We start from the raw sequence: 25,284 nt of genomic DNA, 5'->3' as shown, positions 1-25,284 counted from the left end.
TCCTGCTAACTCTATCATGTATCGACCATCAGCGCAATCTCTTATAAGTGCCAGTGATTGACCTCGAAAACGCTGATTCTACAAGGAAATTAGCCTTTCTTCTTTTCTATTTTTGTCCCCAGTCGGTTAGTTATACTCCCATAGAAGCCATGAATCGTTCGACAAAACGGTTCATGAAAGAACAGGGACGGGGGGATTACAGTGTCAGTATGGATAGCAAGCCTAGCGATGATGATCGGCCTCATTTTGTCCGCCTATTTGCATCCTGCTTGGCTGCTGTTGGCTGCAGGCGTATCATGGGCATTCGTAGCATGTATCCCGTTACCATACCGCAAATACGTTGCATGCTACTCACTGATTTCTATACTAGCAGGTCTCTTTTTTTATGGGTACGAGAATCTCCACAGCTCTGAAGTGAAACCATTGGCAGAAAGAGAGCAGAGCATCTGGATAGAAGGTATCATTGATTCACCTGTGAGACGGGACGGAGATGTAGCACGATTTTTTGTCACGATAACATCCTGGGGTGAAAACCAGCGTGATCAGCACGAGCATCGGTCTCTCGAAAAAATCGCGCTTCGTGTTAAACTTGCCTCTTTCCAGGAAGCAGCACAAATAGAGCAGTGGAGATGCGGGAGTGTTATCGTGGCTCCGATCCGACTCTCCTTACCAGCTACTGCGCGCAATCCGCATGCCTTCGACTACGCCAGCTATCTGTATCGGCAAGGTGTCCATGTCACAGGGGAAACAAGCTATCAAGCGGTTGAGATGACACCTGCTTTTTCCGTGTGGGCGAGCTTTCAAGAATGGCAGGACTCGGGTGCAAGGCGAATTGAATCATTATTTACGGATCCAGAAACAGCGGGTTACATGAAGTCGCTCCTGCTTGGTCTTGGACAAGAGGTGAACCCTGAGCTTGCGGCGATGTATTCGAATTTGGGCTTAAGTCATATCCTCGCGATTTCCGGTTTGCATGTGACATTGGTCAGCTCCATGTTTATGTGGTGTTTGGAACGGATTGGAATCAGAAGTAGACTGGCATTTGTTGTAACGATTTTGTTCTTGATCGGATATGTGCTTTTGGTGGGGGCCAGCGCGTCCGCGATCCGATCTGGGCTGATGGGAAGTGTGGGTCTTCTCTGTCAGGTATTTGGAAAGAAGTTGGACGGCAAGGACGTCTGGGCTGGGGCGCTTATTCTGATGCTAATGCTAAATCCGTATCAGCTGTGGCATGTCGGTTTTCAGCTTTCTTTTGCAGTGACACTTGGTCTGATTATTTTTGTTCCATATAGTTTGCATGTGTTTGTTCGGGTGCCTGTCTGGATTCGTACACTTCTGGCGGTTACTTTGTCAGCCCAGCTCGTTTCTTTTCCGTTTCTCATCTACCATTTTCATTTGTTTTCACCTGTGTCTTGGTTGGTCAATTTGGTAGTGACACCGATTCTCTCGGCCATAGCGCTACCACTCGGGTATATTGCGGTTGTCCTCGATTTCGTCCACCCGTTTTTGGCGGTGATCCCTGTTTGGTTATCGACAGCTATGCTGAAATGGATTCATCTCCCGCTGTTTGCTATTGAAAAAATGAGGCTCCCCTTCACCTATTGGCCGCATCCTTCGTGGTGGTGGCTTGCTTTGTATACCTGTTTTTTGTGTGTTCTGCCCATTTCATGGAGGTTGGGCTATCATCGAAAGCGTGATATAATGCTTACTTTCGTTATATTTCTCACGTTCATTGTAGTGGCCAGACAGCCGTTTTCAGGCGTCGAAGAAGTGCGAATTACCTTCCTAGATGTCGGACAAGGGGATTCCATCGTTGTCGAAATTGGTGATCAGAAGGTATACTTAATGGATGCGGGTGGGACAATGCGGTTCCCCGCTGCTGAACGATGGATGGAAAAGCGTGACCCATTTGAGGTGGGGAAAGACGTCGTTCTACCGTTTCTGATGGCTAGAGGAATCGAGAAAATCGATCGTGTCATCATGACGCATGGCGATCTGGATCACATAGGGGGATTCAAATCGCTCATTCCTCATTTTTCTTTTGGAGAGGTATTGGTGAATGGAACAGAACCTTCGAAATTGGAGGGCGAGATTGTCCAGCTTTTCCAACAAGAAGGAGTTCCGATACGAACCGGGCTCCCGAGTCAATCGTGGTCAGATGGACCGGGAATCGAGTGGAAGTGGCTGCACCCGGGTGAATCGACCTTCTCAGGAAATGATGCATCTGTAGTACTCCAGTTGACTGCTTTCAACAAGACTGTATTGTTGACGGGTGACATTGAAAAGGATGGGGAAAGTCAGCTTGTTCAAAACGGTTTGACTTCTGTGGATGTTTTGAAAGTAGCCCATCATGGAAGCAATACCTCGAGTACTGAAGAGCTCCTTGCAGTCACGGCACCAAAAGCTGCTGTCATCTCTGCCGGGGTGAAAAATCGGTACGGACATCCTTCGTCCGAAGTGCTGCATCGCTTAAAAAAATCGGGTTCCGCCGTGTACAGGACTGATGTTCATGGAGCGATTACGCTGGTTATTACACCTGCGGGATTGTATTGGCAGGCCCAAATATTGGATACATAATCTGTTTGCAACTTTTTCAATGAGCGAACCGTCTGTAGGGGGGAGAAGAGAATATGCAAGAAGCAGAGCTGATCAGGATGGCGCAATCCGGGGATCATGACGCGCTAGTCGAACTGCTTCGATCTATTGAGACCTCCGTTTACCGAAGCGCTTATTACATTCTAGGGAACGAACAAGACGCGCTTGATGCTTCTCAGGAAGTCCTCATTCGAATTTATCGGAAGTTGGACACTTATCAGGAAAAAGCAAAGTTCTCTACCTGGGTACAACGCATTGTCAGCAACGTCTGTATGGATAAATTTCGCGCGAAGAAGGAAACGGTCTCAATTGACGAGCACGAGTTGATCATTCCTGATCGTAACAACGTAGAAGAAGAAATCCTTCTCACCGGGCTGTCGAATGACATCCAGGAAGCCATCGGAAGATTGCCAAAGCAATACCGGATGGTTGTAGTACTCCGCTATCTGGAGGATTTGTCCTATCAAGAAATAGCGGAGACACTAGATTTGCCGCTTAACACGGTAAAGTCGTATTTATTTCGGGCTAGGCAACAGTTACAGGAGCTGTTGTACGACTACCAGAAAGGGGGGATCGGTTGATGACCAACGAAGAGATTTTTGAACTTATGCAGCGGGATCTGGATGGAGATCTGTTGGAGTCAGAGCAGCAATTGCTCCATCGTTTGATTCAAAAAGATGCTCAACTGCAGCTTATGTACAACCGTTTGAAAGATGTGTCACAACAATTAGAACATCTGCCCCCTGTCGTACCTCCGTTCAGCATCGTAGATTCAATCCTGCCCAAGCTGGAGTTAGCTGCCGCAAAGCCTGCTGCGGTGAAATCTACGATGAACGAGGAAATCCTGCCCACTCTGGAAGTTAAGCGCGAATCGTCTTCGCTGCCGGAATCAAAAAAGTGGAAGCGGATGAAAGTGTGGATGGCCAGTCTTGGTAGTACGGCCGTGGCTGCTTGCTTATTGGTTGGCATGCTTTTCTCGGGCGGTGATGGTAAGAAGGAAGAAGTCGATTCGTTCCAGAACGGAACGGACATGACGCCAGCGGTCATGGAACAACCCAAAATCGTTGGGCCAGATGCTCCCACTCCTCCAAGCAATAATCCAATATCTTCGAATTCCAAAGAGGAAAAGGACAAGACAAAAAAGACGACTAGAACGGCTACTCAGACGAAAAGTAAAAGGCCACCAGCAAAGACCGTTCAAAAGCAAACACCGCCACCGAAGAAATCGAATCCGACACCGCCACCGCCACCAAAGAAAGCTGTACCTCCAACGCCGGTAATAACGGATGATCAACCATCGAGCTGGCCGATCGGACTGGACGAGAATCCGGACAGAGAAGACAAAGAACCTGCTAATGACCATAAGGACGACGGTGGGGATAAGCACGAGGAGAAAGACAAGGGGAAAAATAAAGAGAAGAAAAAAAATAAAGATGATAATGACTAACATTTTTCCGCGTATGGACCGGCACCGCTTGCGGGGATTCTGCGTATAGTACATTATCAAGCACCCCCTGCTTACCGTTTAGGGAGGAGGAATCCCGGGGCTTTTCCCTAAACGTTTACATAGAGGTGCCAACGGATGAAAAAACCGCTACCGATTCATTGGTGGCGGTTTTTTTTCGCTTTGCCCTGAGCAACATGTGCTATAATAACGCAGGTAAGAAGAAGGAAAGGGGAGAAAACGTATGCCACTCCTATCGGCTATTCGCGAAATACGGCAAAAACAATTCTCGCCGATCTACGTTTTATACGGTCCGGAGTCTTTTCTGGCCGAAGACTTTCTGGCGTTGGCCCGTAAAGAAATGATTGATCCAGAATTTATGGATTTGAATATGAGTGTGTATGATTGTACCGAAATAGGATTGAGTGAAATTTTGCAGGATGCGGAAACCTTGCCGTTTATGGGCGAGCATCGATTGGTGATTGCCAGACAAGCCTACTTTTTAACAGGAAGTAAGCCTTCGACGAAGGTAGAAAGCGACCCGGATGCTCTGCTCGATTATTTGCAAAACCCGCCTCCCTATACCACGCTTATTCTACATACAGAAGCTGAAAAGCTCGATGAAAGAAAAAAGCTGGTTAAGACGCTGCAGCAAAAGACGAAAGTGATCTCTTTTCCGTTGCTAAAAGACGGAGATTTGTACGGCTGGATAGAGCGGCAAGTGGGTAAATACGAGGCGAAAATCGATCGTCAGCAAAGCATGAAGCTTGTGGAGCGAGTGGGGGCCGAACTGCGTCTTCTGGACAAGGAAATCGAAAAGATGGCTTTGTTTGTCGGGGTGGGTGAAAGCATCACGGACGACGTCATCGAGCTGCTCGGAGCACGTACGCTGGAGCAGGATGTATTCGCGCTGATTGAACAGGTCGCTTCTGGGAGATTGGACAAGGCACTCAGGATGATGTACGACTGTATGAAAACAGGAGAGGAGCCGATCAAGCTACTGGCTCTCTTGGCGAGGCAGTTCCGCATGCTGTTGCATGTCAAACAATTGGCTCCGCGCGGTTATTCACAGCAACAGGTGGCAGGCATGATTAAAATGCATCCCTACGCGGTAAAAAAAGCAATGGAGCAAGCGCGTCATTTTTCTGAGGAGTCGTTGAAAAAACTGCTGGGCATTCTGGCGGAAGATGATTTTCGAATGAAGTCAGGGCAGGTGGATAAGCGTCTCGCCCTCGAATTATTCATTGCACGTGCGCACGACGAACGCATGAAAAAAAACCCCTAGAAAGGGGTTTTTTTGCGCTTGGTCTCTTACGCTACAGGAGCGCTCAGAACGTTAAGCTTTTTCATCAAACGAGACTTTTGACGGTTTGCTGCGTTTTTATGAATGAGACCTTTCGAAGCGGCCTTGTCCAGCTTTTTCACAGCCACCAGAAGAGTAGATTTCGCCAATGCTACATCGGAAGCAGCGACAGCTTTCTCAAAGCTCTTGATCGAAGTGCGCAGATCAGACTTTTGAGAAGCACGGTGTGCGCGACGCTTTTCGATTGTTTTGGTGCGTTTAATCGCGGATTTAATGTTTGGCATGTGTGTCACCTCCTTAATACGACCATAGACATACAGTCATACAACAAAGTAATTCTAGCATGGGGCGAACCCATTTGCAAGAAAGGATTCGGAATAAAAATGAAGGATTCAAGCAAGCTAGTAGCAGGAGCAAAATAGTCAGTGATTTTTTCACTTTGGATCAAAGGAGCTGATGAATATGGCACATAACATTGATTTGTCCGGTTATTCCATTCGAACGGATCTTGCAGTGGAGGCCCACGAGCTTGCCCAGCAGCAAAACCAGAGTGATTTTGAGGGCATTTGGCTGCAAGCTGACGACAGCGAGCCTAATGTAAAAGTAACGAGATTACATGTGGAAACGGAGGAAGCGGGGAAGGAAATCGGCAAGCTTCCAGGGCATTACCTGACGCTTGAAGTGCCAAAGCTACGGGATAATGATACATCCATTGAGGAGCAGGTGGCCAAGCGATTCGCCGTCGAATTTGCGATGTTTCTCGAGCAACTGGGAATCACCGAGGACAAAAAGGCTCTCGTCGTTGGTCTCGGCAACTGGAATGTGACCCCGGATGCGCTTGGACCAATGGTTGTGGAAAATTTATTGATTACACGCCATCTGTACACGCTGGCGCCTGAAACCGTCGGAGAAGGGTATCGGGAGGTCAGTGCGTTATCACCGGGGGTCCTTGGGATTACCGGTATAGAAACGAGTGAGATTATTTTTGGTGTCGTGGAAAAAAGCAAACCCGATTTTGTCATCTGTATCGATGCTCTTGCGTCCCGTGCGCTGCACCGGGTCAACACGACGATTCAAATATCGGATACAGGGATTCATCCAGGATCAGGGGTCGGAAACAAGCGCAAAGCGATTGATCGGGAGACACTTGGTGTACCTGTGATTGCGATAGGAGTCCCCACGGTCGTTTTTGCTTCCACGATTGTAAATGATGCGATTACGTACCTGCTGGGGCATTTTGGACAATCGATGGTGGAGAGTAAGCGGGCGTTTAACAAACTGGCATTGAGTACGCTGCCGGAGCGTAAGGAACCGTATACAGAAGAGGATTTGCCTGACTTGGAATCCCGTAAGACATTTTTGGGATTGGTAGGTTCACTGCCGGAAGAAGAGAAACGGCAACTGATTCATGAGGTCCTCCGACCGCTGGGACAGGATCTGGTCGTCACTCCAAAAGAAGTGGACGAATTTATTGAAGGCGTAGCGAATGTGATCGCAACAGGCCTGAATCGTGCCTTGCACAGTGCCGTAAATGAAGAAAATAGCGGCTCGTATACCCATTAAGTCATGAAAAGCTAGAGTGAGAGAGAAGAGCTAGAAAAGGGTTCTATCGTCTCTATGAGCCTCATAAGCTAAAGCATAGACAAGCGCGAGGGAAAGTTCTCTCGACGCGCAACCATGCTACAGCTAGAGGAGTGAGACAGATGGCGACGCTCATTCAACGCCAATTCGTTGTTCTTTCCTTTATAACCGCCTTCCTGTTCGTCATGACAGGAGTGCTTTCGCTCGGTGGGAACCGAATCGCAATTTCCTCCTCCGCCATTCAACAGGCTGCTTCTCATATTTCCAGTCTGGCGATTTTGGGGTGGATGGGGCAGGAAATTCCGGTTTTGTCCGAAACTGTGCAAGCACAGGCTGATGATCGTACGAATAGCGTAACGGGTTTTCTCTTTCGCTTGGCAACTAATATACAGCCGGGAGACTTGCGCAGCTTGCTAGGCAGAGAGCTCCCAGGAATGGTGACGACAGAGGATGCCAGGTTTGTCGTACAGGGAAAAGGAGCTTCTCTCGCAGATTTTTATTTGGAGTATCCCGCCCATCCTAGACAGGTAGCAGATCAATCGCAAGTAGTTCCAATCGTAGAGCCAAAACCGGAGGATACCACGAAGTCGGGTAAGACGAAGCCAGCTCCTGTGCCAAACTCAATCACGGAAGGTAGAAAAATCGTTTACATCTACAACTCGCACAATCGGGAATCGTGGTTTAGTGAGACGAAGTCAGTGGGAACCTCGGTCGATCATCCTACAAGAAATATATCGTTAATCAGCAAGTATTTATCAGAAGCGTTGAATGACAAAGGAATTGGTTCGGATGTGAGCACAGACGACATCTATCAGCAGCTGTTGAACAAAAAAATGCATTACTCCTTCTCCTACGCTGAATCTTTGCAAGTGGTCAAAGCGGCAACAGAGAAAAACAAGGAATTGTTCTACTTTTTCGATCTGCATCGAGACACAGCACCACGAGAGCGTACGACGGTCACGATCAAAGGAAAAACGTATGGAAGAGTATTGTTCGTCATCGGAAAAAGAAACAAAAGCTACGAGAAAAATGAGGCGTTTGCAACAGAGCTGCATGAGTTGATGGAAAAAATGTACCCAGAGCTTTCGCGTGGCGTGATGGAAAAAGGCGCAAAAACGGATCATGGCGAGTATAATCAGTCCCTCTCCCCGGGAAGTCTGTTAATAGAAATAGGTGGTACGGAAAACAGCGTGCAGGAAAGCAAGAATACGGCAGAGGCATTGGCTGATGTTTTCGCAACCTATTATCGGCAAGCTGAAAAAGTAGGCAAAACAGTTTCTGACGAGCCTGCAAAGAGGTGACGGGCATGAACGTGACGATGAAGCTGACTGGACTGTTAATCATCTTGCTGGTCGGGGTAGTTTTGGGATTGCAAACGGCTGAGCGTGGAATATCCAAGGTGAGTGGAGTGCCTGAGGGACAGGCTCAAACCTTTTCTATCAAAAAAGTCGATCAAGGGCAAGTAGAGATCGCGGTAATGGGCAAGCAGGTTCAAACTGCCAACCCAAAGGAAATGGTCAACTATGTCAGTCGAATCGGTTTGACTTTGGGAGGAAGCATTAAAAGTGGAGCGCAGAGTTTTGTCGATTGGGTAGGGGATTTTTTTGAACCGTAAAAATGGTTTACGCGCAAAAAGAAGAGGTGCAGAAAGCCCCAGTGACAAAAGACCCGTACAGGCGGGTCTTTTGTGTGTGACCACAGATGTTTCATAGGATCTGCTTAAACAGTGTAAGTGAGGCTACATCAACAATGAAAGGGCTATCATAAAAAAAAATTACATAATTTTTAAAAGTGAATCGAATATTCTTTTTAATCAGTAAAGAGTTAATAGTTAGAATTTATTGTGTTGCGAAAAAATTGAATAAATGGCATAATGTCTATGGATAGGTCTATTTTGGAAGTATATATCGGTGAGAGAGGTGAGCCACGTGTCACATCCTGTCCTACAAATCGAAAACCTGCAAACGCACTTTTTCACGGACCGCGGCCAAATCCCTGCCGTTGATGGCGTGACGATCACGGTACAAAAAGGAGAAGTAGTCGGCATCGTAGGCGAATCCGGCTGCGGAAAAAGCGTTACCTCCCTTTCCGTTATGAAGCTAGTACCCAATCCCCCAGGGAGAATCGTGGGAGGCTCGATTAAATTCAAGGGGGAGGACCTCGTATCTGTCGACGAAAAGCGAATGAGAGATATCCGCGGAAATGAAATTGCGATGATCTTTCAGGAGCCGATGACGTCGTTAAATCCAGTGTTTACGATTGGAGACCAGATAGGAGAATCAGTCCGATTACATACGAAGGCGAGCAAAAAGGACGCAAGAGCACGAGCCATTGAGATGTTGAAAAAAGTCGGAATTCCTCGTGCGGAAGCCATCGTCGATGAATACCCGCACCAGCTTTCCGGGGGTATGCGGCAGCGCGTCATGATTGCGATGGCAATGGCTTGCAATCCAGCGCTTTTGATTGCAGACGAGCCTACTACTGCGCTAGATGTGACGATTCAAGCGCAGATTTTGGACCTGATGCGCCAACTCAACCAGGAAGCAGACACAGCTATTCTCCTCATTACCCACGATCTAGGGGTCGTTGCAGAAATGTGTCACCGCGTCGTTGTGATGTACGCAGGCAACGTGATTGAACAAGGCGATGTTCGTACGATCTTAAAAAATCCGAAGCATCCTTATACGATCGGCTTGTTGAATTCGTTACCGAAGCTGGAAGAATCACAGGAGCGTCTCTATTCAATTCCGGGCAACGTCCCGATTCCGGGTTCGCTTACTGTCGGATGCCGTTTTGCACCTAGATGCGATAAGGTATCGGACCGATGCCGCAGTGAGATGCCAGAATTAAAAGTGGTAGGGGACAATCACCTTTCCCGCTGCTGGCTGACCGAATAACCCGAGAGGAGCATGCAGGTGGCAGAAGATCTTCTGATCGTAAAAAATTTGAAAAAGTACTACCCAATCACAGGCGGCGTTCTTGGAGGGGAAGTAGGTGTAGTAAAGGCGGTAGATGACGTATCGTTTACCGTTAAGAGTGGCGAAACTTTGGGGCTTGTAGGTGAGAGCGGCTGTGGAAAGTCCACGACAGGGCGTTCCTTGCTGCGACTGATTGAACCGACCTCCGGTGAAATCACCTTTGACGGAACAGATGTCATGTCACTTTCCACAGATGCAATGAGAAAAATGCGACGTGACATGCAAATTGTCTTTCAGGACCCATTTGCTTCGCTCAACCCTAGACATAATATTGAGAAGATTTTGGAAGAGCCTTTGATTGTACATGGTCTGGGTTCTTCGGCAGAGCGAAAAAAGCGCGTGCAGGAAATGCTGGAGATCGTCGGTCTGAGCAGTTATCACGCGAGCCGCTATCCGCATCAATTCAGCGGAGGACAGAGGCAGCGGATCGGCATTGCGAGAGCACTGATGCTCAAACCCAAATTGATCGTTGCGGATGAGCCTGTGTCTGCACTGGACGTGTCCATTCAGTCGCAGGTGCTCAATCTCATGCAGGATTTGCAACGCGAATTCGGCCTTACATACTTGTTCATTGCCCACGATTTGAGTGTAGTGCGTCATATCAGTGATCGGGTAGGTGTGATGTACCTTGGCAGAATTGTCGAGCTCACGACGAGTAGCCAATTGTATTCCAATCCGCTCCATCCGTACACGAAAGCATTACTGTCGGCGGTACCTTCGCCAGACCCTGATGCGGTACGAGAAAGAGTTATCCTCCAGGGAGATGTGCCGAGCCCTGCAAAACCTCCAAGTGGCTGTACATTCCATACGAGGTGTCCCCATGTGACAGAGGAGTGTCGTACTGTGCGACCAGAATTTGCGGACACAGGCGACGGTCACTTTGTTGCTTGTCACTTATACAAGTCCTAATCGACAAAAGGGAGTTTGCCTGCCGAATAGGAAGTCTTGTAAAGGGGGGATGCAAAGCAATAGGTATTGTATCGACCATCGACCATCTACCAAAAAGGAACATGCGACCATTATTAGAAAAAGGGGGATGTTTTCATGAAGAAGAGAGTTCTCTCCGCAACCATGACCAGCCTAGTGGCGCTGGCCATGCTGATTGCTGGATGCTCTAGCACTCCAACGACAAAAGCGCCGGCAGAACAATCAAAGACAGAAACTCCGGCAACTACAACTGAGCCTGCAAAAACTGGACCGAAGCAATTAATCGTCGGTCGCGGTGCAGATACAAAAGGGCTTGACCCAATCACGCAAACAGACGGTGAGACATTTAAGGTAACCGAGAACATTATGGATACATTGGTTGGCTTCGCGGATGGCTCAACAGAGCTCGCGCCATCTTTGGCTGAGAAATGGGAAGTAACTCCTGATGGTCTCGTTTATACGCTGAAACTGAGATCAGGCGTGAAATTCCACGATGGAACTGATTTCAATGCAGAGGCGGTCAAATACAACTTTGAGCGCTGGAGTGACAAGAGCCATCCACAGCATGCACCAGAGGGCTTTGAGTACTACGTGAGCCAATTTGGTGGTTACAAGGGTGACGCGACTCACATCATCAAATCCGTGGAAGCAGTCGACCCAACCACAGTAAAATTCACGTTGAATCGTCCGTTGGCTCCATTCCTTGCCAACTTGGCAATGTCTCCTTTCGCGATTGGTTCGCCTGAGGCATTGAAAAAGAATGTTAAGAAATTCAATGAGCACCCAATCGGTACAGGGCCTTTCAAATTCGTAGAGTGGAAGCACAACGACACAATCACGCTTGAGAAAAACCCTGATTACTGGGTCCAAGGATATCCGAAGCTGGATAAGCTGGTGTTCAAGGTCATTCCGGAAAATACGGCACGTCTGACTGCTTTGACATCTGGTGAGATCGACTTGATGGATGGTCTGAACACAGATGATATCCCGGCAGTAAAAGGCAACAAAGACTTGCAACTATTCCTCCGTCCTACCAATAACATTGGATACATCGGCTTTAACGTAGAGAAGAAGCCACTCGACAATCCAAAAGTTCGTGAAGCTATTGCTTATGCGATTAACAAACCTGAAATCGTAACCGCCTTCTTCGATGGGGTTGGAGAACCAGCAGTCAACCCAATGCCAAAAACGATGTGGGGACATAACAACGATATTAAAGATCGTGAGTTCAACCTCGATAAAGCAAAGCAATTGCTTGCTGAAGCAGGACATCCAAACGGCTTTAAAATCAAGTTTTGGGCAATGCCAGTTCCACGTCCGTACATGCCAGAAGGTGTGAAGATTGCAGAAGCAATCCAGCAAGACCTGAAGAAAATCGGGGTTGATGCTGAGATCGTTACGATGGAATGGGCAACGTATTTGGAAAAGACTCGCTTGGGTGAGCAAGAAATGTTCATGCTTGGTTGGACAGGTGACAATGGTGACCCTGACAACTTCCTGACTGTGTTGCTCGACAAAAACAGCATCGGTAGCAATAACTATTCACGCTGGGCAAACGAAGAAGCACATCAATTGATGATGAAAGCACAGTCTACTCCAGACCAGGCAGAGCGCGAAAAAATGTACAAACAAGTACAAGAGATCATCTTCAAAGATGTTCCAATGGTTCCGCTGGCACACTCTACACCAGCATTGGCAGGAAAAGCGAATATCGTAGACTACAACCCGCATCCAAAAGGATCTGAAAGTTTAGAAAAGGTAGATTTCAAGTGAGCTAATTCATAGGAAAAGGGTAAGAGGAGTGCATACCTCTTCTTACCCTTCTTTCATTATTTAGCGATTATTTTATGCAGGAAGGCGAGGAGATGGCATTGCTAGCTTACAGCATTCGAAGAATATTAATGCTCATTCCTGTCTTAGTGGGCATGTCAATCATCGTTTTTTCCATTATTCGTGCCATCCCTGGTGATCCGGCTTTGACGATTTTGGGAGAAAAGGCAACACCACAAGCGCTTGCAGACATACGAGAGGCATTGGGTTTGAATAATCCTTGGTACATACAGTATTTCGATTATATGAAAGATGTTTTGAGCGGAAATCTCGGGGAATCGTTGCAAACGAATGCGCCGATCTCAGATGAAATTATGCCTTATTTGGCGGCGACGACTGAACTTACGATTGTGAGTATGTTGATTGCGGTGTTTATCGGTGTGAATGCAGGGATTCTTTCTGCGTGGAAGCAAAACTCCTGGTTTGACTACTGTGCGATGTTGATCGCCTTGGTTGGTGTATCCATTCCAATTTTTTGGCTAGGTTTGATGGAGCAGTGGGTGTTTGCCCAAGAACTGAAGTGGCTGCCATCAGTTGGTCGCGACGATTCGCGTAATCCCGTAGAGGCTATTACGCACTTTTATATACTGGATACGATGGTCGCTGGTCGTTGGGATCAGCTGTGGGAAGTCATCAAGCACTTGATCCTGCCAGGAATCGCGTTAGGTACGATCCCGATGGCGATCATTGCGCGCATTACACGTTCGAGCATGCTGGAAGTCATGCGTGCCGACTATGTCAGAACCGCTCGTGCAAAAGGGCTGGCACAGTTTTGGGTCGTGTACAAGCATGCGCTGAAAAATGCGATGATTCCTGTCTTGACAGTAATTGGTTTGCAAACAGGGCTGCTGTTGGGTGGAGCCGTTTTGACAGAAACGATCTTCGGATGGCCAGGTGTCGGTCGTTACATTGTGACCGCCATTGGAAACCGTGACTATCCGGTTATCCAATCCGGTATCCTCGTGATCGCGACGATTTTTGTCCTGATCAATCTCTTGGTCGACCTTCTGTACGCCTATATCGATCCACGCATCAAATATCGCTAAGGAGGGACGAAGAGACATGGCACAACCACAATTACAACCACAGGTAGTACCTTTAAAAGTGAAGCAAGAAGAAGTCGTCTCTCCTTGGAAGGATGCATGGAGGACGCTACGAAAAAACAAGCTGGCGCTGGTGGGCTTCGGGATTATTTTGTTTTTCATTGTTATGGCGGTACTAGCTCCATGGATTGCTCCGTATCCGTACGACGAAGGTCAGCTCGTAATGAAAAACAAACCACCTTCCGAAGAGCATTGGTTTGGAACAGATTACAATGGGCGCGATGTGTTTAGTCGCGTTATTTATGGGGCACAAATCTCCTTGTGGGTAGGGACATTCTCTGTCATTGGCTCTGTTCTCGCAGGGACCTTGCTCGGGCTTTTGGCAGGATACTATGGCAGATGGATTGATACGATCATTTCGCGTCTCTTTGATATTATGCTTGCCTTTCCAAGCATTCTTTTGGCAATCGCTGTTGTTGCCATCTTGGGACCTTCTTTGCAAAACGCCTTGATTGCGATTGCCATTATTAACATTCCGACATTTGGTCGCTTGGTACGCGCTCGCGTATTGAGCTTAAAGGAAGAAGAATTCGTCATGGCGGCACGAGCAATCGGAATGAAAAATTCACGGATCATCATGCAGCATATTTTGCCGAACAGCCTCGCGCCAATCATTGTGACCGGGACGATGGGGATCGCAACGGCGATTATCGAAGCAGCAGCACTTGGCTTTCTCGGACTGGGAGCACAAGCGCCAGAACCGGAATGGGGAAAAATGCTCGCTGATTCACGTCAGTACATTCAGAAAGCACCATGGACCGTTATTTTTCCGGGGCTCTCTATCATGCTGACAGTTCTCGGCTTTAACTTAATCGGGGACGGCTTGCGTGATGCACTCGACCCGCGGATGAAGAGCTAGTCAAAATGGAAAAAAGACAGAAGGGGCTGTAGGTACCCGTCCTTCTGTCTTTTCTTATTTATCCTTCTTCCATGAAGGTACGGCACAACTGATTGAAAGCAGGTGCAGCTTTCGTGATGACCTGATGCTTTGTGTTAGGGATCATCTCGAGTTTTGCTTTTGGCAATTTCATGGAAAGCATCTGCGCATAATGGTGCATCCGTTGATCTTGTTCGCCATAGGCAAGTAAAATCGGAAGCTGGATGTTGCCCAGGCGCTCCGTACATTGATAACGATGTCCGGCAGCGTAAAGATATTTCAGGCTTGTGGAATCTGTTTTGGAGGCGTGCGCCGTCCATTTTTCCCGCATTTCTGGGTCAGTGATATGTGAGGAAGTAATCGAACGGGCAAGAAGAGGAACTCCGTGAAGCATCGACAATGCCTGTGCCATCCAGAAACGGCCATGTAAATACAGGTCATTCACTTCGGAAAAACCGCTCACGAGTATACCGCCTTGTGCGTGATCAGGATAGCGAAGACAATATTCAAGGGCGATAGAAGCACCTTGGGAGTATCCCAAAATAAAGGGACGCTCAATGCCGAGTGACGGGATCAGCCTGTGGAGCCGTTCTGCCAGTTCCCCAATAGAATAGGGCTTCTCCATCGGCGAACTGTCACCGTGTCCGGGCAGATCAGGGACAATGAGCTGATACGTATCCGCGAGTGTTTGTTGATAAACAAAATTGATAGAGCCGATGCATGGTGCATGGATACACAATAACGGCTGGCCTTTTCCCGATATGTGAAAAGCAAACTGCTTGCCATCCTGATGGACGAGTATTTGTTCCATTTTCGTTTTCACCCCACCCTTATGTTGTCCGATCCGAAGTAGATTTTTCAATTGAACTCTTCTTTTTTTGATGGAGTAGTGGTATTCTCGCAATAGAATAATTGGTGAAAGCAGGGTGAAGAAGTTGTTTCAAGAGCGCATTTCGAAGCTCCACACGTTTTTGACAGAGCAAGAGCTGAACGCGGTGTTGATTACCTCTCCCAAGCACGTCTACTATTTGACCGGTTTTTTTACAGACCCGCATGAACGGTTTATGGGTCTTGTAATTCCTGCTGAAGGAAAACCTTCTTTGATTGTACCTGCTCTTGATCGTGAGGCAGCGGCAGAGGCTTCGTTCGTTCAAGATATCCATACACATACGGATATCCAAAACCCGTATGAAATCCTCAAGCAAGTGTTGCCAGCGAACTTGACGAAGCTCGGCATTGAGAAAAGTCATATGACTGTCGAACGCTACGAAGCACTTGGACAAGTTGTTTTGGCGTCGAGCTATGTGGATGTGGAAGAGCCACTGCGTGAAATGCGTTTGATCAAATCCGCGGATGAAGTGGATCGGCTAAAGCACGCTGTTCAGTTGGTCGAGGATTCCTTGCGGGAGACCCTGAAAAAAGTCAAGACAGGCATGACCGAGACAGAAATCGTAGCTGAGCTGGAATTCCAGATGAAGCGCTTGGGTGCGGAAGGTCCGTCCTTTACGTCCATGGTATTAGCAGGGGAGAAATCGGCACTGCCACACGGGAAACCAGGAACGCGCCAGGTGCAAGAAGGCGACTTGCTTTTGTTTGATATCGGGGTAGCCGCGAACGGATATGTATCCGACATTACTCGTACCTTTGCTGTAGGCGAGATCAGTGCCCAGCTACAAGAAATTTACGAGACAGTATTGGCTGCCAATGAAGCGGCTATTGCTGAGATTCGTCCGGGTGTGACCTTTGCGCATTTGGATAAAACCGCACGCGATGTCATTACTGCAAAAGGCTACGGAGAATACTTCATGCATCGTCTTGGGCATGGACTTGGGATGGATGTACATGAATATCCGTCTGTTCATAGCCAGAATCAAGAAGTGCTTCGTCCAGGAATGGTCTTTACGATCGAACCGGGCATCTATTTGCCAGGTGTTGGCGGCGTGCGGATTGAAGACGATGTATTGGTGACGGAAACGGGCGTTGAAATTCTCACGCAGTTCCCGAAAAAACTGACTTCTATCAACTAATGAATAAATCGCAAAAATTGAATAAGTATCGAATGGTGCTGGATGGCCTATGCCGTCAGCTTAAAAGGGAAGTCCGGTGAGAAACCGGCGCGGTCCCGCCACTGTAACGAGGAGCGCCTAGCGAATAGCCACTGTTTTTTGTGAGACAAAAAATGGGAAGGAAGCTGGGGGTGTTGATCCGTAAGCCAGGAGACCTGCCATGCGATCATGTACAATCGACCCACGAGGATGGGGCAGATGTGGAAGTAGTCTATGAAAGGGCGCCTTTGTGCCTGCATTTAACTATTTCTACGTTTGTCATGCACCTCCCGATTGGAATGGGGGGTGCTTTTTTTGTGGAGGATTTGGTTCAATTCATTATATACATACAGAAAAGGGGATTACAGATGTTTAAGGCAAACAAAACACATACAGTAATGAAAAGACTAGCTTTCGGTATCATGACAGCTGCCATGTTTTTGGTTTCGGCATGCGGCTCCACTACAACAACACAAGCTCCAGCCAAAACAGAACAAACAGCTACACCAGCTGCAGAGAGCAAGTCTGTAACACTAACCAATAATGGCATTGAAATGACGTATCCAAAAGCACCTGAGCGTGCCGTGACATTGAACCAACACGTCACCGAAATCATGCTGGCATTGGGCCTAGCTGATAAAATGGTCGGAACCGCTTACCTAGACGATCAAATCCTTCCAGAGTTAAAAGCAGATTACGACAAGGTTCCGGTACTGTCTGACAAGTATCCAACCAAGGAAGTGCTGCTGGCAGCGAACCCAGACTTCGTATACGCCGGATGGAAAAGCGGATTTGGCGAAAAGGGCGTAGGATCGATGCAGGATTTGGAAAAGGTCGGCATCAAATCGTACCTGCAAGAATCGTCTAGCAAGCCTGGTCCAACGATCGACGATGTGTTCGCGGATATTACAAACATCGGACGCATTTTCCGTGTGGAGGACAAAGCCAATGATTTGATCAATAAAATGAAGAGTGAAATGGATCAAACGATTAGCAAAATCGGCAAGGTGGACGAGCCGCTTAAAGTGTTCGTGTACGACAACGGGGAAGATAAGCCGTTCACAGCAGCCAACAACTACATGACTTCCTTAATCAAGACTGCTGGCGGCAAGAACATTTTTGACGATATTCAAAAGGGTTGGGCAGAGGTCAGTTGGGAACAAGTAGTGAGTCGCAATCCAGACGTGATTATTGCCGTAGACTACGGTGACAGAACTGTTGATCAAAAACGCAATTTCCTTTTGACCAAAAAAGAACTGGCGGATATTCCAGCGATTAAAAATCAACGACTGGTTGTATTGCCACTGTCTGCTGCTTCTGAAGGCGTTCGAGCACCGATTGCGCTAAAAATTTTGGCGGAAGGACTCTACCCGGATCAATTCAAATAGAGTACGCCCCTTTTAAGGGAGGGAATAGCACTGCAACAGATCAAGTTACCTTATATCATTATCACTTTACTGGTTGGACTTCTTCTCTCGATTACATTCGCGGTTACGTATGGCTCTGTGGAGATTAAGCCGACAACGGTATGGAAAATCGCCTTATCAAAAATTCCGATGTTGACCCAATGGATTGACGTGGATTGGTCCAGTGGGGAGCAAACAATTATTTGGGATATTCGCTTTCCACGTGTACTCTTGGGGGCGATCGTCGGCGCAGGTCTGTCTGTCGTGGGAGTAGCGATCCAGGCGTTGGTTCGCAACTCCCTGGCTGATCCGTATGTGTTAGGTGTATCTTCAGGTGCTTCGGTTGGAGCTACCTCGGTCATTATTTTCGGAGCATTCAGCATGTACGGGCAGTATGCGTTAACCTTTGGTGCTTTTACAGGCTCGCTCGTGTCAATCATTCTCATTTTTACGCTATCTCGTATCGGAGGACAAAACTCGACGGTACGCCTGCTCATGGCTGGAATTGCGATATCTGCGATCTTGTCGGCCATTACCAGTCTCCTTGTTTTTTCAGCGCCGAATGAGCATGGAATTGGGACGGTCCTGTTTTGGTTAAAAGGAAGTCTGGCTGGCGGGAAATGGGAGTACCTGACGATCCCTGCATTGATTGTCGTCATCTGTCTTATCGTCTTAATGGCCCAATACCGCTCGCTCAATGCGATGTTGATGGGCGAGGAGTCAGCGGGGACATTGGGGGTTAATACGGTACAATTCCGCAAGCTACTTCTGGTGATTACGGCACTGCTCACGGGGGTGATCGTGTCTATTGCGGGATCAATCGGTTTTGTCGGATTAATGATGCCCCATATCGTCCGTGTGATGGTCGGATCAGATCACAGACGTGTCCTGCCTGTTAGCGCTTTATTTGGCGCGATATTTCTCATCTGGGTTGATGTAGTCGCCAGGCTTGCCTTTGCACCGGAAGAGCTGCCGATTGGTATTTTGACGGCGCTGTGTGGAGGTCCATTCTTTATCTGGTTGATGTTGCGGAGTTCTTATTCCTTTGGAGGTAACGGACGATGAATTTGCAGGTTGAGAATATATCGGTCGAACTGGAGAAAAAGGGGATCCTGCGCAACGTCAGTCTGGAGGTGCGCTCTGGAGAGTTTGTGGGGCTGATCGGGCCGAATGGCAGTGGGAAGTCCACGTTGCTAAAAAGCATTTATCGCGTACTGAAACCGCGTTCGGGATGGATCTCACTCGATGGCGACGACGTATACAAGCTAACCTCGCGTCAAAACGCTCAGCGAATGGCGGCAGTACGGCAGGAGACCTCTGTCGAATTCGATTTTTCGGTGATCGAAATTGTGAATATGGGACGTGCTCCGCATAAACGGCTGTTTCAGTCCGATAACGCAGAAGACGTTCGAATTTGTGAAGATGCACTACAGCGGGTAGGGATGCATACGTACGCTGATCGTAGCTTTTTCAGTCTATCGGGCGGGGAGAAGCAGCGGGTGCTGATTGCCAGAGCTTTGGTGCAGCAAGCCCAGTTTCTTGTCCTTGATGAGCCGACGAATCATTTGGATGTTCGATACCAGTTGCAGGTCATGGATCTGCTCAAAACGTTGGGAATTACGGTGTTGTCCTCGTTGCATGATCTCAATATCGCAGCGATGTACTGTGATCGGCTGTACGTGATCTGTGAGGGGGAAATCGTTACTTCGGGGACGCCAGAGGAAGTCTTGACACCCAATCTGATCCGAGATGTTTTCGGAGTAGAGACAGAAGTGACGACCCATCCCATTACAGGAAAAAAGCATGTGTATTTCTACTCAGAAGCGATCCGTGTGAAGCCACCTATCCAGAAAGTAATGAGTGGAGCTAATTGATAGGGGGCAAGTGAGTTTCTTTGATTTTCATAAGAGGGGATGCCCAGTCGGCGTCCTTTTTTGTTAAGCTGACAGCGAAAATAGAACAAATTACCGTCACTCATTCGAGGAGCCCGAGCTACTTGTTCCAGGACAAATCGAACCGCATTCGCGTCTCGGTTACTTCTGGCGCCAAGAACTTTTCGTTCCCAAATCCGAATACAGGCACGATCTGGCAATGGAAACCGAGACTGTTGTTCTGTGAAAATAAAGTTTTAGACTGTAAAATAAAGTGCTAGACCGAAAAATAAAATATTAGACTGAGGAAGAGTTATTGAGCTAAGAGTGGAACCGCCAGTAAAACGCGGTTAACTTAACTAGTCAGAATGGATGGCTTTACAGTATTCAATGTAGAGTTGCCCGCATTTGATACGGGATCTTTGTCCCGACCAGCCTCAATCATAGTAATGACAAGTAGGGATGAACAATATAGCGCTCGGGATCAAGTCCCACGGGAAGGAACGTTCGACCCGGCTACCTTAATCCTCGAAGCAAATGCAAAAAGGATCAACCAGGAAGTTCTGGTTGATCACATAATACGAACGGGCAGTATAGCGCTAATGAAGGTTGGAGGGAAAGCAATGTATGTAACTACGGATAGATTGATAATCCGAAGTTTTGAATTAGAGGATTGGTCAACAGTTCTAGAATATACTGCGAACATAAGTGTTATGAAATATATACCTGAAGGGGTTTATAACAAAGAGACAGTCAAAGAATTAATAAAGAAAAACATCGGCGAACAAGCCCAAAATTTCCCTGTTGTATTAAAGGATAATGGAAAGCTTATAGGTCATATTGTTTTTCATAAATATTTTGGTGAGCATACATATGAAATTGGGTGGGTGTTCAATCCCAGCTTTCACAATCAAGGTTACGCTTCTGAAGCAGCATTAGCCATATTGAAATATGGATTCGAGGAACTAAATTTACATCGAATAATTGCAACTTGTCAGCCAGAGAATTTTCCATCATATCGGGTTATGGAGAAGATTGGAATGAGACGAGAAGGTTATTTCAAGAAATGTATTCCCCATGAAAATGAATGGTGGGATGAATATTACTACGCTATTTTGAGGGAAGAGTGGAACTAACGGTCTTCAACTATCGGATAACGATAGCTGAATAAAACATCGGCGAGTCTAAGACTTTATTTCCAAAGAACAACTGTTATCGCCTCGCAACGTGTCTATCATGACAGCCAGTATCCAAGTCATATCAAGCTCCCTCTCTTTCGTTCTGGGGGAAGCAAGCAATCTTCAGGAGGTATCTAAAGCATTATGACAATTTACAGTTGCAAACAATGCAAGTTCCGTTACGACGAGTGGCTAGGTGATACGAAAAATGGCGTCCCGCCCGGAGTGCCTTTTCCTCATTTAGCGGGTTCTGTGTGTACCGATTGTGGGATGAACGCAGAAGGACGGCACTTGCCGCTTCCTGAAACCAAGTACACGAACGTAGAAGCTACGTATTACGATCAGTTTGCCGGGAAGGCCAGCATCGCTTTTTATCGAAACTGGTTGCTAAGAGAAGTGGAGCAATCACCTGTCTCCGTGCTAGAGCTGGGTGTTGGAACAGGGAGAATTGCCATTGAGCTGGCACGGAATGGCTTGTCCGTCTGCGGGATCGATTGGAGCCCGGATATGCTTGCGATGGCCACCAAAAAGAAACGGCGCATATTAAAAGGGAAAGAAGAACTGCTGGAGCTAGTAGAACAAAATATGTGGGAGCTGGAGCTAGATCGGCCATTTACGCATGTGCTACTTCCGGAAGGGATTTTTCAGCAGGCCACCTGTAGAGACAAGCAACGTCAATTGCTTTCGATCATCCACGATTACATAACGGAGGACGGAACAGTGGCAATTGACTTACTGTTGCCGCCAGTCAAAAATCAATGGGAAACGATGCAACGCAAATTCGTTTTCCCGGATCGCATGGTGTATCAAAAGGTGGAGGGGGAAACCTCACTCTTGGATCAAAAGTTCCGATACACGCTTACTTATGAGACTTTTCTTGACCAGATTGAGCAGCCGAGGTATCGCGTAGAGCGCGAGATGGCATTGCTTTTGCCTACAGAGCTTGAGCTGTTATTGGAAGGATCAGGCTTTCGGGTCATCTATAGCAGAGAGAATGTATTCCACAAGCAAGACTTCGAGCCGAGTCAAGCGGACGAAGGCTATGATATGGATCGTTGGCAGCATGGTGGGTATCCATTCGCGGAACCTGCAGGAACACCGGGTGAAGCTACTCGCTGGACAATATTGGCGAAAAAAATTTCTTCAACGACTTTGTAACAAAACGTCTGCTGCTGCATCTAACCAGTATGAATGCGAGTGAAGGAGGTCGCGCCCTTGGAAAAATTGCAGCCAACGATAGATGCTGCATTTGAACAAATCATGAGGGAATATGGGACACGCGTGCTTCGACTCGTCACTTTTCTGGTCAAAGATCGTAGCTTGGCAGAGGATATTACCCAAGATGTATTTGTTAAGGTGTATCGGCATCTTCCCCGCTTTCGGCAGGAGAGCAGTGTACACACGTGGTTATATCGAATCGCGGTTAATGAGTGCAAAGGTTATTTGCGTTCTTGGTCGTTCCGTCATATCCTTCCCCGCTCGTGGATTAGACAGGATGGGGAGCTTTCTACAGAAAGTCTTGTGCTCGATCAAGCCGAGAGGGACCAGCTCGTAGCAGAAGTGTTGCAGCTTCCTCCGCTCTATCGCCACGTGATTGCCCTTCATTACTATGCGGATTTATCCATCGGAGAGGTGGCGGATGTGCTTGGGGTAACGGAAGGAACAGTCAGAACCCGGTTGCATAGGGCCAGACAGCACCTTCGGGAGAGTATGGGAGAGGGGAGGGGCTGGGAATGGACGAAAACCGATGGCTCACGGACTTAAAAGAACGGGCAGATCAGACCATTTTTCGTGATGTGCAATTCACTGCATCGATGGAAGAGGGAGTGCGGCAGAGGGTGAGGCCTGGGACACGGTGGATGACTGGCTGGAGGAAGCTAGCCATGCCGAGCGTTGTGCTGACGATGGGCTTGCTATTGTGGTTTGGGCTCCCCATTCAGGAGGAGAGACAATCTGCACAGCACGAGATGAGACCTCCACATGGACAGACACAAGTCCCCTCTCTGTTGCCAGGGGGTCAAATCGTCGAAGCGGATTTGTGGAAGCTGTCGCCTTATTTGTCATCCACTTATGACAATCAGTCCTTTTCTTATTTGGGAGAAAAGCCTGTCCGTATCATGACAGATCAGGACGGTTTCTTCGAAGGGCAGACGCAGCGAGTGATATGGCTGTTGAATGGGGACTATGCTTCCAAAGTAGAGATCGCTGCTTACAACACCGAGGGGACCCGCTTGTCTCTAGGCAGCTATGAGGTCATGGACCCGTTATACGATGCAGAAGGTCATTTTCCATCAGGGATCGTGTTACCTGAACCGGGAAAATGGAAGCTGGAAATAAGATCGGGAGGCAAACATCTCGGACAAATTTTTGTCGTGGTGAAAAAAGGGATAGCACCTGCGAACCGTCAATTGGTTGGACCTGTCATTCAGCAGTTTTTGGAGAAGGAAAGTGATAAGCTGGAGTGGCTGGGAAAATTTCGAGAGATAAATGTCGAGCTTCTCGCAGTAGAAGCGCCAGATGCTGCAAAACGAACGGTATACGCTTGGGTGAAAATAACGGGAAGCCATTCTTCCGCGCTCAGTGCACCGATGGTCTTTCAAATCGTCTACAATGGAAATGCTTATCGGGTAACTGACTTCCAAATGCCCGAGGACGGTAGCAACTACCAAAGCAGCCTGCAAAAACTGTTTCCCCCGAAAGTGCTCGAGCAGGTTAACCATCGATCAAAAGCAAAGTAAGAATGACAAAACGGACCTTTTCCTGGCAGGAGGTCCGTTTTTCGCTTTCATGCTTATCCGTATATTTGGGCGCCAATCGCCCAGTACGTCCCAGCGCGGCGTGGCAGGCTATCCGTATTTGCAACCATCACCGGCGGATGAGAAACCTGTGTGAAGCCGTTATGCTCCAAATAAGTGTGAAATGCTGCTTGCTCATCCGGTACGTCTATCCGCACACGTCCGGTATGATGTTGTGTCAGCATGTACAGGAGGTGTTCAGCCATAATGTCGTTTTCAGCGACGATTGGTCCCGCGATAAGGTTGACCGGGCCTTGAACGGCGAAGCCATATCCGATGATGTTGCCAGAGCGATTTTTGGCTACCAAACAAGTAGTTGCTTGTCTCATGCGTGTTTCGAGAAAATGAGAGCGTCTGCTGCCTAATGCTGCATTGTCCAATTCAACCACGCTCGGGAAATCACCTAACTCCATTGGCATGATTACGAACTCGTCATTGGTTTCGTTTTGCAGAGGTGCTACAGGTACAAAGCGTTCAGCTATAAACTTTCGAATACGATCCACTGTTTGGAACCTGAGATTTTTGTACAAAGGCTCTCCTTCTGGAGTTGCAATGAGCATGATCGTTGTATCGGTAGAAACAGACGTCATGCACGCCTGCATGAGTTGGCGTCCAAATCCATTACCTTGTGACGAGGGATGGACAATCACCATACCGATACTCGCAAGCTTATCATCATACGGGATGATAGCCGCACATGAAAGTAGGGTACCATTTGCGTCTTTGTGACCGAATACGGTGCCGATAGACAGAATTGTGTGAATTTCCGCTTCGTCGTAATCCCAGCCTACGGAATCAGATAAGGCAATGAGTCCAGGAATATCCGATATCGTTAAGGGATGCAAGCAAGAGTCAACGCTGTTCACTTTGATCATTCTCCGTTTCTTTCTTTGTGTTCGCGGCGGTATCACCTAAGAAATCGTTTAATACTTCCGCAACCTTTGTACGTGTAGCGGCCAGGCGGTTCGCTGCTCCATGCTCATGCAGCGGATCACTCCACGCGAAGCCGTCACGATGGAAACGAGGGATGACGTGCATGTGAAAATGAGTCAGCTCGTTGAAAGCACCGCCGTTTTGACAAATGGTAATGCCATCGGGCTTGTACAACTTATTAAGGGCGTGGGACAGAGATGTGGCTGCTTCGCATACCTTTTTCATCGTTGGTTCATCCGAGTCTGTCCAATCTACGAAATGCTGCTTCGGGAGGATGAGCATATGACCTTCCGAAAACGGATCGATATCCAAGAGGCACGCCACCCATTCGTTTTCATACACGATATGCGTTTCTTCGATTCCATGGGCCAATCGACAGCCCAAACAATCGGCTTGTTGTGGATTCATGCCTAGCCAC

General features: G+C 47.8%; 24 protein-coding genes and 1 riboswitch. Of the genes, 20 read left to right on the top strand and 4 right to left on the bottom strand.

Annotated elements, in window-relative coordinates:
- Window positions 1–201: 201 nt before the first annotated feature.
- The 4 genes from E8L90_RS12880 (at window position 202) to holA (ending at window position 5,324) form a co-directional block, all read left to right on the top strand.
- On the top strand, window positions 202–2,577 hold the full coding sequence (locus E8L90_RS12880) for a DNA internalization-related competence protein ComEC/Rec2 (protein ID WP_244297211.1): 2,376 nt from the start codon (window positions 202–204) through the stop codon (window positions 2,575–2,577).
- A 53-nt stretch (window positions 2,578–2,630) separates the two neighbouring features.
- Window positions 2,631–3,176: an RNA polymerase sigma factor gene (locus tag E8L90_RS12875; RefSeq protein WP_137029740.1), complete on the top strand. Its 546-nt coding sequence runs from the start codon at window positions 2,631–2,633 to the stop codon at window positions 3,174–3,176.
- A complete protein-coding gene (locus E8L90_RS12870; RefSeq protein ID WP_137029739.1) occupies window positions 3,176–4,042 on the top strand; it encodes an anti-sigma factor family protein in 867 nt (288 codons plus the stop codon). Before E8L90_RS12875 ends, E8L90_RS12870 begins: the two co-directional genes overlap by 1 nt.
- Window positions 4,043–4,283: 241 nt before the next feature.
- Entirely contained in the window at window positions 4,284–5,324 is a 1,041-nt protein-coding gene (gene holA, locus E8L90_RS12865; protein WP_137029738.1) for a DNA polymerase III subunit delta, read from the top strand.
- 26 nt (window positions 5,325–5,350) lie between these two features.
- On the opposite strand, the gene rpsT is transcribed toward holA, so the two are convergent.
- Window positions 5,351–5,626: a 30S ribosomal protein S20 gene (gene rpsT, locus E8L90_RS12860; RefSeq protein ID WP_005833151.1), complete on the bottom strand. Its 276-nt coding sequence runs from the start codon at window positions 5,624–5,626 to the stop codon at window positions 5,351–5,353.
- A 178-nt stretch (window positions 5,627–5,804) separates the two neighbouring features.
- Here rpsT and gpr point away from each other — a divergent pair, with 178 nt between their 5' ends.
- The 8 genes from gpr (at window position 5,805) to E8L90_RS12820 (ending at window position 14,620) form a co-directional block, all read left to right on the top strand.
- Window positions 5,805–6,905 carry a GPR endopeptidase gene (gene gpr / locus E8L90_RS12855; RefSeq protein ID WP_137029737.1) on the top strand — a complete coding sequence of 367 codons (1,101 nt, stop codon included), beginning with the start codon at window positions 5,805–5,807 and terminating at the stop codon, window positions 6,903–6,905.
- Between the two features lie 140 nt (window positions 6,906–7,045).
- Entirely contained in the window at window positions 7,046–8,224 is a 1,179-nt protein-coding gene (spoIIP, locus tag E8L90_RS12850; RefSeq protein WP_137029736.1) for a stage II sporulation protein P, read from the top strand.
- A 5-nt stretch (window positions 8,225–8,229) separates the two neighbouring features.
- Window positions 8,230–8,538: a YqxA family protein gene (locus tag E8L90_RS12845; RefSeq protein WP_137029735.1), complete on the top strand. Its 309-nt coding sequence runs from the start codon at window positions 8,230–8,232 to the stop codon at window positions 8,536–8,538.
- Between the two features lie 313 nt (window positions 8,539–8,851).
- Complete coding sequence (locus tag E8L90_RS12840; RefSeq protein WP_137029734.1) at window positions 8,852–9,820, top strand: ABC transporter ATP-binding protein; 969 nt, start codon at window positions 8,852–8,854, stop codon at window positions 9,818–9,820.
- Window positions 9,821–9,838: 18 nt separating this feature from the next.
- Complete coding sequence (locus E8L90_RS12835) at window positions 9,839–10,810, top strand: ABC transporter ATP-binding protein (RefSeq protein ID WP_137029733.1); 972 nt, start codon at window positions 9,839–9,841, stop codon at window positions 10,808–10,810.
- 135 nt (window positions 10,811–10,945) lie between these two features.
- Window positions 10,946–12,601: an ABC transporter substrate-binding protein gene (locus E8L90_RS12830; protein WP_137029732.1), complete on the top strand. Its 1,656-nt coding sequence runs from the start codon at window positions 10,946–10,948 to the stop codon at window positions 12,599–12,601.
- A 92-nt stretch (window positions 12,602–12,693) separates the two neighbouring features.
- Window positions 12,694–13,704 (top strand): ABC transporter permease, encoded by a 1,011-nt coding sequence (locus tag E8L90_RS12825; RefSeq protein ID WP_137029731.1) that lies wholly within the window; start codon window positions 12,694–12,696, stop codon window positions 13,702–13,704.
- Window positions 13,705–13,720: 16 nt separating this feature from the next.
- Entirely contained in the window at window positions 13,721–14,620 is a 900-nt protein-coding gene (locus E8L90_RS12820; protein ID WP_137029730.1) for an ABC transporter permease, read from the top strand.
- Window positions 14,621–14,678: 58 nt separating this feature from the next.
- On the opposite strand, the gene E8L90_RS12815 is transcribed toward E8L90_RS12820, so the two are convergent.
- Window positions 14,679–15,449 carry an alpha/beta fold hydrolase gene (locus E8L90_RS12815; RefSeq protein ID WP_137033423.1) on the bottom strand — a complete coding sequence of 257 codons (771 nt, stop codon included), beginning with the start codon at window positions 15,447–15,449 and terminating at the stop codon, window positions 14,679–14,681.
- A gap of 124 nt (window positions 15,450–15,573) precedes the next feature.
- Here E8L90_RS12815 and E8L90_RS12810 point away from each other — a divergent pair, with 124 nt between their 5' ends.
- From E8L90_RS12810 to E8L90_RS12770, 8 genes are all read left to right on the top strand, one after another.
- Window positions 15,574–16,665, top strand: coding sequence for a M24 family metallopeptidase (locus E8L90_RS12810; protein WP_007727724.1), 1,092 nt, complete (start codon window positions 15,574–15,576; stop codon window positions 16,663–16,665).
- Window positions 16,666–16,681: 16 nt separating this feature from the next.
- Window positions 16,682–16,881, top strand: a riboswitch (cobalamin riboswitch).
- A gap of 170 nt (window positions 16,882–17,051) precedes the next feature.
- Window positions 17,052–18,071 carry an ABC transporter substrate-binding protein gene (locus E8L90_RS12805; protein ID WP_137029729.1) on the top strand — a complete coding sequence of 340 codons (1,020 nt, stop codon included), beginning with the start codon at window positions 17,052–17,054 and terminating at the stop codon, window positions 18,069–18,071.
- Window positions 18,072–18,095: 24 nt separating this feature from the next.
- A complete protein-coding gene (locus tag E8L90_RS12800; RefSeq protein WP_482758297.1) occupies window positions 18,096–19,154 on the top strand; it encodes a FecCD family ABC transporter permease in 1,059 nt (352 codons plus the stop codon).
- Window positions 19,151–19,963, top strand: a complete 813-nt coding sequence (locus E8L90_RS12795; RefSeq protein WP_137029727.1) for an ABC transporter ATP-binding protein — start codon at window positions 19,151–19,153, stop codon at window positions 19,961–19,963. Before E8L90_RS12800 ends, E8L90_RS12795 begins: the two co-directional genes overlap by 4 nt.
- Window positions 19,964–20,583: 620 nt before the next feature.
- The gene (locus tag E8L90_RS12785; protein WP_137029726.1) at window positions 20,584–21,096 is read left to right on the top strand and encodes a GNAT family N-acetyltransferase; all 513 of its coding nucleotides are present in this window, start codon (window positions 20,584–20,586) and stop codon (window positions 21,094–21,096) included.
- A gap of 186 nt (window positions 21,097–21,282) precedes the next feature.
- The gene (locus tag E8L90_RS12780) at window positions 21,283–22,296 is read left to right on the top strand and encodes a methyltransferase domain-containing protein (RefSeq protein WP_137029725.1); all 1,014 of its coding nucleotides are present in this window, start codon (window positions 21,283–21,285) and stop codon (window positions 22,294–22,296) included.
- Window positions 22,297–22,353: 57 nt separating this feature from the next.
- Window positions 22,354–22,902 carry a sigma-70 family RNA polymerase sigma factor gene (locus E8L90_RS12775; RefSeq protein ID WP_137029724.1) on the top strand — a complete coding sequence of 183 codons (549 nt, stop codon included), beginning with the start codon at window positions 22,354–22,356 and terminating at the stop codon, window positions 22,900–22,902.
- A complete protein-coding gene (locus E8L90_RS12770) occupies window positions 22,872–23,876 on the top strand; it encodes a hypothetical protein (RefSeq protein ID WP_137029723.1) in 1,005 nt (334 codons plus the stop codon). The genes E8L90_RS12775 and E8L90_RS12770 overlap by 31 nt, the downstream gene beginning before the upstream one ends.
- Window positions 23,877–23,929: 53 nt before the next feature.
- Here E8L90_RS12770 and E8L90_RS12765 read toward each other — a convergent pair whose 3' ends face one another.
- Both E8L90_RS12765 and E8L90_RS12760 read right to left on the bottom strand, forming a co-directional pair.
- Window positions 23,930–24,808: a GNAT family N-acetyltransferase gene (locus tag E8L90_RS12765; protein WP_137029722.1), complete on the bottom strand. Its 879-nt coding sequence runs from the start codon at window positions 24,806–24,808 to the stop codon at window positions 23,930–23,932.
- Entirely contained in the window at window positions 24,786–25,274 is a 489-nt protein-coding gene (locus E8L90_RS12760; RefSeq protein WP_137029721.1) for an HIT family protein, read from the bottom strand. Before E8L90_RS12760 ends, E8L90_RS12765 begins: the two co-directional genes overlap by 23 nt.
- Window positions 25,275–25,284 lie beyond the last annotated feature (10 nt).

The sequence above is a fragment of the Brevibacillus antibioticus genome, from assembly GCF_005217615.1.
GTDB classification, from domain to species: domain Bacteria; phylum Bacillota; class Bacilli; order Brevibacillales; family Brevibacillaceae; genus Brevibacillus; species Brevibacillus antibioticus.
The sequence above is the reverse complement of the archived record's forward strand: the minus strand, read 5'-3'. Positions and strand labels throughout refer to the sequence as shown.